This is a genomic window from Actinoplanes rectilineatus, from assembly GCF_000962825.1.
GTDB lineage: Bacteria > Actinomycetota > Actinomycetes > Mycobacteriales > Micromonosporaceae > Actinoplanes > Actinoplanes rectilineatus.
The window spans coordinates 1-1,715 of the sequence record NZ_JZKF01000192.1; the positions used below are offsets into that span (position 1 = coordinate 1).

General features: G+C 67.7%; 2 protein-coding genes. One reads left to right on the forward strand and one right to left on the reverse strand.

Annotated elements, in window-relative coordinates; all coding sequences use genetic code 11:
• Nucleotides 1–1,060: 1,060 nt before the first annotated feature.
• Nucleotides 1,061–1,339, forward strand: coding sequence for a hypothetical protein (locus tag WH85_RS45995; RefSeq protein ID WP_045748550.1), 279 nt, complete (start codon nucleotides 1,061–1,063; stop codon nucleotides 1,337–1,339).
• Nucleotides 1,340–1,396: 57 nt separating this feature from the next.
• On the opposite strand, the gene WH85_RS46000 is transcribed toward WH85_RS45995, so the two are convergent.
• Nucleotides 1,397–1,708 (reverse strand): CAP domain-containing protein, encoded by a 312-nt coding sequence (locus WH85_RS46000; protein WP_083449784.1) that lies wholly within the window; start codon nucleotides 1,706–1,708, stop codon nucleotides 1,397–1,399.
• Nucleotides 1,709–1,715: the final 7 nt, after the last annotated feature.

The following is a 1,715-nucleotide window of genomic DNA, read 5'->3' on the forward strand; positions in this document are numbered from 1 at the left end:
GGGCGTACCGTACTCATCGGCCACCCCGCCGCCCACTCGATTCCCGGCCCGGTGCCCTCCCGTCACCATCCGGTTGCCACCCGCCCAGGAGCCGACGGCCGTTTGATTCGCCGCCGGGCGGCCCGGCGTCGCTCGCCCAGAAACACTCAATGCCACTCGGTTTAAGTTGATCATGAGAGCGACCATGGACCGTGCTGTGCTGCCATCACATCTGCCGAACGCCATCTCCGGTCGCCTCGCGTGTCGGCGCAGTCCAGCCACTCGCGGCCCCCAGGGACCGTCGCCGAAATCAGAACAGCTCGAGACACGTTCCGCGGTCCGGGTGCGAAGCCCGTCCGCATGGTGACTTCAGCCGCGCTGCCCGCCCCACTGTCACCACACCCGCCGTGGACCGTGGTGATTACGGCCGCGCCGCCCGCCCGAAGTCACCACGCGGACACCGAGGACGAAACGTGCGTGTCCAATGGCAGTCCGGCCGTCGGTCACGGTCCATCCGAGAGCCGAAAACGACCACGGACGACGGCTGGAGTGGCCGAACCGTCGCCGGCGGCCGATTCCCACCCTCCTAAACAGCCATAGCCGACGGCTCGACCAACTCGGCCGTCGACTGCGGTCCATCCGAAAGCCGGAAACAACCACGGACGACGGCCGGTGATCGGCAGCCGTCGACCGCGCCGCGCCACCCGGCTTAAGTTGATATTGAACCTGAATCCGCGCTGCGGCAGGTCGCTGAGCTGCACTGATACGCCCCCGTCAACTGCTGAAGAGTCGCCCCGGCAAAAGGGGAACTCATGGTCAACGGTCGCGGCATTGATCAACTTGAGCTGAGCGGCATTGCAGGAACGCTGGCCGGCCACCGTCCGCTGCACACCAGGATCACCGGAATCGGAGCCGGTCAACCACGTGAGGCGTCGCGCATCGCGATCATCCCGAGGCAGATCGTGGAGATCGATGCGGCCGCCGGCACGGCGCCCTCCGGCCACACCGACGGGCTACACCGGGCTCTCCGGTGGTACGACATGGCTAGGATTCGTCCGGGCGATGTGGGGAGGAACAACACATGGGCAACGCGGCATGGGGCGCCGGACGCTACGCCGGCATGGGCGAAGGTCTTGCCCTCGGCGAGGACATCGGCCGGTCCCTCGGTGAGGCCGCCGGCCTGCGGAAGGGCGTGGCGATCGGCGTCGCCGCGAGCGCCGCCGTGATGGCGGCCGGCGTCGGGCTCTGGAGACTGGAGCCCTGGAAGCTGATCTCCCAGCACTTCCCGGATCGCGAGCAGGACCCGATCCCGGCCCCTGGTGACGAACCGGAAACTCGCGAAACCACCACCAACGAATGAGAAAGCGTTGAGGCCCCAGCCGCAGGGGGATCGGCTGGGGCGTCACGTTTCACGGCTTCAGAAGCCGAAGTCCTGGGTGTAGTACGGGGTGCCGCTGGCGGAAAAGACGACGCCGACGCCGATGGTCTTAGATTTGCAGTTGAGGATGTTGGTGCGGTGGCCGGTGCTGTTCATCCAGCCCTGCACCACCGCGTCGGCGGTGCGGTAGCCGTAGGCGATGTTCTCCGCCGACGGCTTCGCGTACCCGGCGGCCTTGACCCGGGCGGTGAAATTCGAACCGGCGTTGCCGGTGTGGGAGAAGGTGCCGGTCTGCGCCATCCACGCGCTGTGGGTGCGGGCCGCGGCGGTCAGTGCCTTGTTCTCCGTCAGCGGGGCG

Coding starts and splice junctions, on each gene's coding strand:
- WH85_RS45995 (WP_045748550.1), top strand. CDS start 1,061: ATGGGCAACGCGGCATGGGGCGCCGGACGCTACGCCGGCATGGGCGAA.